We start from the raw sequence: 462 nt of genomic DNA, 5'->3' as shown, positions 1-462 counted from the left end.
ATATTCCTGTACTCGGTGTTACTGCGAAGGGGGGACGGAGAAGGCTATGTTGGCCGGGCGACGGTTGTCCCGGTTTAAGCATGTAGGCGGAGGTTCCAGGTAAATCCGGTACCTTTTTAACGCTGAGGTGTGATGACGAGGCACTACGGTGCTGAAGCAACAAATGCCCTGCTTCCAGGAAAAGCCTCTAAGCATCAGGTAACACCAAATCGTACCCCAAACCGACACAGGGAGGTTCCAGGTAAATCCGGTACCTTGTTAACGCTGAGGTGTGATGACGAGGCACTACGGTGCTGAAGCAACAAATGCCCTGCTTCCAGGAAAAGCCTCTAAGCATCAGGTAACATCAAATCGTACCCCAAACCGACACAGGTGGTCAGGTAGAGAATACCAAGGCGCTTGAGAGAACTCGGGTGAAGGAACTAGGCAAAATGGTGCCGTAACTTCGGGAGAAGGCACGCT

Annotated in this window: 1 other annotated feature. The window is 52.4% G+C overall.

Features of this window, described 5'->3' with window-relative positions:
- The first annotated feature begins 10 nt into the window (after positions 1-10).
- Positions 11-208: a sequence feature (23S ribosomal RNA rRNA prediction is too short), on the top strand.
- Positions 209-462: the final 254 nt, after the last annotated feature.

Source organism: Leclercia sp. EC_58 (genome assembly GCF_019584355.1).
Lineage (GTDB): Bacteria > Pseudomonadota > Gammaproteobacteria > Enterobacterales > Enterobacteriaceae > Enterobacter.
This window is presented reverse-complemented; position numbering and strand designations above follow the sequence as displayed.